The 5,902-nt window shown below is 61.9% G+C and carries 7 protein-coding genes; 6 read left to right on the top strand and 1 reads right to left on the bottom strand.

Annotated elements, in window-relative coordinates; translation table 11 throughout:
* On the bottom strand, nucleotides 1–353 hold a 353-nt coding region (locus tag HK353_RS16645), incomplete at its 3' end, for a redoxin domain-containing protein (protein WP_173157993.1).
* 293 nt (nucleotides 354–646) lie between these two features.
* Between HK353_RS16645 and cmtR the strand changes: the two genes are divergently transcribed.
* The 6 genes from cmtR to HK353_RS16675 all read left to right on the top strand — a co-directional run bounded on the left by cmtR (nucleotide 647) and on the right by HK353_RS16675 (nucleotide 5,759).
* Nucleotides 647–1,006: a Cd(II)/Pb(II)-sensing metalloregulatory transcriptional regulator CmtR gene (gene cmtR, locus HK353_RS16650; protein ID WP_009885367.1), complete on the top strand. Its 360-nt coding sequence runs from the start codon at nucleotides 647–649 to the stop codon at nucleotides 1,004–1,006.
* A complete protein-coding gene (locus HK353_RS16655) occupies nucleotides 1,003–2,919 on the top strand; it encodes a heavy metal translocating P-type ATPase (RefSeq protein ID WP_062862466.1) in 1,917 nt (638 codons plus the stop codon). The genes cmtR and HK353_RS16655 overlap by 4 nt, the downstream gene beginning before the upstream one ends.
* A complete protein-coding gene (locus HK353_RS16660; RefSeq protein WP_009885365.1) occupies nucleotides 2,919–3,518 on the top strand; it encodes a cadmium resistance transporter in 600 nt (199 codons plus the stop codon). Before HK353_RS16655 ends, HK353_RS16660 begins: the two co-directional genes overlap by 1 nt.
* Nucleotides 3,515–4,039 carry a signal peptidase II gene (locus tag HK353_RS16665; protein ID WP_166825320.1) on the top strand — a complete coding sequence of 175 codons (525 nt, stop codon included), beginning with the start codon at nucleotides 3,515–3,517 and terminating at the stop codon, nucleotides 4,037–4,039. The genes HK353_RS16660 and HK353_RS16665 overlap by 4 nt, the downstream gene beginning before the upstream one ends.
* Before the next feature lie 492 nt (nucleotides 4,040–4,531).
* On the top strand, nucleotides 4,532–5,152 hold the full coding sequence (locus HK353_RS16670) for a DsbA family protein (RefSeq protein WP_092106876.1): 621 nt from the start codon (nucleotides 4,532–4,534) through the stop codon (nucleotides 5,150–5,152).
* Complete coding sequence (locus HK353_RS16675; protein ID WP_173157995.1) at nucleotides 5,133–5,759, top strand: vitamin K epoxide reductase family protein; 627 nt, start codon at nucleotides 5,133–5,135, stop codon at nucleotides 5,757–5,759. The genes HK353_RS16670 and HK353_RS16675 overlap by 20 nt, the downstream gene beginning before the upstream one ends.
* Nucleotides 5,760–5,902: the final 143 nt, after the last annotated feature.

Here is a 5,902-nt window from a genome sequence, read left to right on the forward strand (position 1 = left end):
GATTCGTAGCTTTCCTGAAGGTCTGGTGCCTCTTCTCGACACGGTGGGCACGCTGCGTACCACAAGTTCAATACCACTGGGCTACCCTGCCATTCTTGTAGGTCGAAGGCATCCCCGTTCGTCGTGTTTCCGGCCAGCTGCACGGGTGTTGAGCGTTGCGATTCGGGAATCTGCGTGATCACTCCCGTGCCCGCCACGTACCCCTGATCATTTGATCCGGAAGTGTCCTCGACGCCTTTGTCGGCGGGAGCGCATCCGGTGATCGCACCCAGCGTGACCGCGAGCAAAGCGCTCCCGTAGGCCAGGCGGGAAAAGGATCGAAGTCGCGATCGCTGCGCATAGGTGTTTTGCACGTTGGCTCCTTGGGCAGTATGAATTCTTAAGATAATTCTACAATTCGTAGAATTCAGACTCGAATCACATGGCCTGCCAGCGGGGATATGGATCACAGCTGTCTAAGCTCACCGCCGAGCAGGCAGGAGGGTGATGGCCATTCCTTATTGGGCATATCCGCTTCCGCGCCGCAGCGCTTACCGTTGAGCCTCTTTGTGTACCACTGTGGGTCAAAAACGGCTTCACGGTATCGGTGATCAAGCATGCGACTCTAGATTACACATAGGTCAGCTGGCACTGTATAGTTCAGTACATGCTGACTATTGCTTCACGCCTCGACGTCATGAACCGGCTCGGCCGGGCTATGGCGGATCCGACGCGCTCCAAGATTCTGATGACGCTGCTCGACGCTCCGAGTTACCCGGCTGTGCTCTCTCGAGAGTTGGAATTGACGCGTTCGAACGTGTCGAACCATCTGACCTGCCTGCGCGATTGCGGGATCGTGGTCGCTGAGCCGGAGGGCCGACAGACGCGATACGAGATCGCCGATCCGCACCTCGCTGCTGCGCTCGTCGCGCTGGTGGACGTGACGCTGGCCGTGGATGAGCACGCGCCGTGCGTGGATTCGGCGTGCATAGTGCCGGGGTGCTGCGGAGCGGGGGCCGACGCGTGAGCGCGGCGTGCGGCTGCGAGCACGAGCCTGCTGCCACGGCGGGAGAGGAAATCGAAGAAGTAGAGAGACCCTGGTGGAAGGATCGCGGAATCATGGTGCCGGTGTTCTCCGGCGTTGCGTTCCTGACCGGGCTGATCTTCGATTGGTCCGCCCTCGAGATCCTGGGGCTTGTGCTGTTCTGGATCGGTCTGTTGCTGGGCGCGTCGACGTTCACTCCGGGAGCGATCCGGAAGCTTTTCAAGGGCAAGCTCGGTATCGGGCTGTTGATGTCGATCAGTGCGATCGGCGCTGTCATCCTCGGGTATGTCGAGGAGGCTGCGGCTCTGGCGTTCCTGTATTCGATCGCTGAGGCGCTGGAGGATAAGGCGATGGACCGCGCCCGGGGCGGGTTGCGGGCGTTGCTGAAGCTCGTGCCGGAGACGGCGATCGTGTTGCGCGACGGCGTCTCCGTCGAGGTCCCCGCGAAGGAGCTGGTTGCCGGGCAAATCTTGCTCGTCCGCCCAGGCGAGCGGATCGCGACCGATGGGATCGTCCGCTCGGGGCGCTCCAGCCTGGATACGTCGGCGATCACTGGGGAGTCGATTCCGGTCGAGGTCGATCCGGGTGATGAGGTGTCGGCGGGCGCGATCAACAGCTCGGGCGCGCTGGAGGTCGAGACGACTGCGGCGGGCACCGATAACTCGCTGACCACGATCGTCGAGCTGGTGGAGCAGGCACAGACGGAGAAGGGCGAGCGTGCTCGTCTCGCGGACAGGATCGCCCGTCCACTGGTGCCCGGCGTTCTGATCCTCGCTGCGGTGGTCGCGATCCTTGGGTCGCTGTTGAGTGACCCGGATGTGTGGATCACGCGTGCGCTCGTCGTGCTGGTCGCCGCCTCTCCATGTGCGTTGGCGATCTCGGTGCCGTTGACGGTCGTCGCCGCGATCGGTGCGGCGAGCAAGTTCGGCGTGATCATCAAGTCCGGTGCCGTCTTCGAGCGCTTCGGCACGATCCGGCACGTCGCCGTCGACAAGACCGGCACCCTGACCCGCAACGAGCCCGCGGTCACCGCCGTCCTGACCGTGGACGGCGTTGCTGAGACGCAGGCGCTGGCCTGGGCGGCGGCGCTGGAGCAGCACAGCACGCATCCCCTCGCGGCAGCGATCACGGCATCTGCACCCGGTGTGCCCGCAGCTGCGAACGTGACCGAGCAGACCGGATACGGCGTCGAAGGCATTGTCGACGGCGCTCGTATCACCGTCGGCAGCCCCCGCTGGCTCGACGCCGGCGAGCTCGGTGGCCAGGTCTCAACCCTGGAAGAGCAAGGCATGACCGTCGTGATCGTCCACCGCGACGGCTTCCCGGCCGCGGCGGTTGGTGTCCGTGATGAGCTGCGCCCTGAAGTCTCCGAGGTCGTCGGCACGCTCGCGGATCAGGGCATTGGGATGACGATGCTCACCGGAGACAACGCCCGGACCGCTGGTGCGCTGGCTGGCCAGGCGGGCATCAATGACGTGCGCGCGGAGCTGCGTCCCGAGGACAAGTCTGCTGCGATCGGTGATCTGTCGAAGGTGGGGTCAGTCGCGATGATCGGAGACGGCATCAACGACGCCCCGGCTCTCGCGGCCGCGGATATTGGCATCGCGATGGGAGCTACCGGCTCCGACGCAGCGATCGAGTCCGCCGACGTCGCCTTCACCGGCCACGACCTCCGCCTGATCCCGCGTGCGTTCGATCACGCCCGCCGTGGTCGGCGGATCATTAATCAGAACATCATTCTGTCGCTGCTGATTATCGCCGTACTGCTCCCTCTGGCCCTGTTTGGGGTCCTGGGGCTCGCCACTGTCGTCCTGGTCCATGAGGTCGCGGAGGTCGTCGTGATCCTCAACGGTCTGCGTGCTGCCCGCACCCGCAGATCACGATTGGAGAGCTGATGCTCACGACCATCGGATCAGCGATCGGACTGTTCGCTGCGACCAACATTGACGACATCGTCGTGCTCACAGTGCTGTTCCTCGCCTCTCGCCGAGGCCAGCTTCGTCCATGGCAGATCGTCGTGGGCCAGTACCTCGGGTTCATCACCCTCGTCGTGATCAGCGTGGTCGCTGCGCTCGGTCTCACGATCATCCCGGATGAGTGGGTGGGATTCCTCGGCTTGATCCCGCTCGGCATCGGTATCTGGGCCCTCGTGCGCGGCTTGCGCCGCAACGGCGATGACGATGACAAGATCGCCGCGGTCGGGCTGTGGGGCGTCGCCGGGATCACGATCGCCAACGGGGCCGACAATATCTCGCTCTACACGCCCATTTTCCGCACCAGCTCGCCCGGCGACGTCACGATCATGATCGTCGTATTCCTGATACTCGTCGCCGTGTGGTGCGCGGCCGGACGCCTAATCGGAACTCACAAGGCCGTCACCGAAACGCTCGAACGCGTCGAGCACTGGCTCGTCCCGGTCGTGTTCATCGGACTGGGCCTGTTCATCCTGGTCGAGTCCGGCGTCATCATCCGCCTCATCGAGGCCCTCGCATGACCCCGGACGCGACCTCCGACATTGAGCCGGCGTCGGTAGAGCCGCCGCAGAGGGGGCGCTGGCGGCTCACCGCAGCGTCGCTCCTGCTGGCCCTGGTCGTCGTCCTAATCGATCAGGGAACGAAAGCGTGGGCCCAGGCCACGCTCATCGAGGGTGAGCGAATCCCGCTGGTCGGTGACCTGCTGGGCTTGCAGCTCGCCTACAATCCCGGCGCGGCGTTCTCCTTCGGCGAGGGGTTCACCTGGGTGTTTGCTCTGGTGGCCGTGGCCGTCGCCATTGCCGCGCTTGTCTTCGCGTTTCGTGTCCGACGGCCCGGGTGGGCGGTGGGGATCGGTGCGCTCGGCGGGGCCGCCGCCTCGCACGCCGGAGACAGACTCTTCCGCCAACCAGGATTCGCGCAGGGGCACGTCGCGGACTTCCTCGCCTACGGCAACTGGTTCATCGGCAACATCGCTGACATCGTGATCGTCATAGTAGCGGTTGCAGGAACGCTCTTCATGATCCGCGACGACCAGAATTGAAATGATGACCAATCGAGATCAGGCTGCAGTATCTCGACGGCCGCTCGTACTGGGAGGTGCTCGACCGCAGGATCGCCGAAGCACTGTACGTGCGCACCAACGCGAGCAAAAGAGCATCGAGAGTTCCGGCAGGCGGATCAGCATTTACAGTGAAGTCAGCCGCGGTCGAATTTACAATCACAATCGTGAGAACGATGCCCTAAGCCTGGATCCATCCAAGACTGGGCGACCAGTAGTGACTGGATATGTCTTTTGGGTTCTGGATAGCATCATGATGCCTTCCGTTCTCCATCGCTGTTCTCAATATTGTGGCTTCCAGACTGGTGCATGAGATTGCAAGGGCGGTTGTCATTGTCATTGAGCGCAGATCCGTTTACACGAACCGCAGTTTTTCCACCCGTCCGATGTGAGTGATGCCAGCATGATGCCATCCTCGAAGACCTACGTGAAAGTGAGCGACCGTTGAGCCGCAGCGTGAAAATCTCGCTAGCAATGATCGGCGTCGCCGCCCTCGTCCTCGCCGGTCTGCTGGTGTTCAATGACGACAGCAACGAACCACAATCGGACACCGCACCCACCAGTGCAGACACCGCCGACTTACTGGTCCGCGATGACAGCCCCCGCTTGTCTAAGGGTGGCGAAGCCGTGTTCGTGGAGTTCCTTGATTTCGAGTGCGAAGGCTGCCTGTCTCTTTACCCGGTCATCGAGGACCTGCGAAAGGAATACGGGGACCGTGTCACATTCGTCGTGCGTCATATGCCCTTACATAACAACTCCGTCAACGCAGCCCTGGCCGCCGAGGCGGCTGCTGAACAGGGCGAGTTCGAGGCGATGTATCAACGTTTGTTCGAAACGGTAGACGAATGGGGCCACCAGGAGACATCACAACGCGAGAAGTTCTCTGGTTACGCTAAGGAACTCGGCCTGGACATGGACCAGTTCACCGCAGCCTATGATGATCCGGCCACTCTCGAGCGCGTTGAGCAGAGCCAGAAGGACGGGCAGGCCCTCGGAGTCACCGGCACGCCAACGTTCTTCCTCGACGGCGAGAAGCTCCAACCCGAAAGCGTCACTGACCTGGAGGAAGCTTTCGATGCTGCCCTCCAAGACTGAGACCGGCAACGAGACGGAGACACAAGAAACCCCGGTCACGTCGTCCCGTGGCCTGGCAGCGTTATTCGTCGTAGGCGGGCTCATCGGGTTGATAGCGGCTGTGGTGTTGCTGGTGGAGAAGATGACACTGGCCGCCAATCCGGACTATATCCCCAGCTGCAACGTCAACCCAGTTCTCTCCTGTGGCTCGGTAATGGCGACTCCGCAAGCCGCGGCATTTGGTGTTCCCAACCCGATCATCGGCGTCGCAGGTTTCGCCATCGTCGCGGCTATCGGCGTAGGTCTTTTCGCTGGAGGGCGATACATCGCCTGGTACTGGGCCACCATTCAGATCGGTGTCACGTTCGCGGTCATCTTCGTGCACTGGTTGATCTATCAGAGCCTCTACGTCATCGGGGCACTATGTCCCTACTGCATGGCAGTGTGGGCAGTGACGATCCCCATCTTTTGGTACACCTCTACCCGAAACCTCAGATCACTGAGCAAGGGACAAAAGTGGATCAACCTGCTCCACGAATACCGTGGAGCGATCCTGACTGGCTGGTTCCTCCTCATCATCGTTTTGATCGCCAACCGCTTCTGGGACTACTGGTCCACTCTCGTGTGATCCTCAACGCGATGAGTCGTCACCGCTCTAGGTAGTCTCGACGACCACGATATGGACCGGAAGAGACTCGCCTATTAATCCTTCTCGACTTGAGCCGCCATCTCAGTCTGTAAAACAACCGCCATTCATCGCTGAAGCTCACA

Origin of the sequence: Brevibacterium permense, from assembly GCF_013280495.1 — a bacterium.
Lineage (GTDB): Bacteria > Actinomycetota > Actinomycetes > Actinomycetales > Brevibacteriaceae > Brevibacterium > Brevibacterium permense.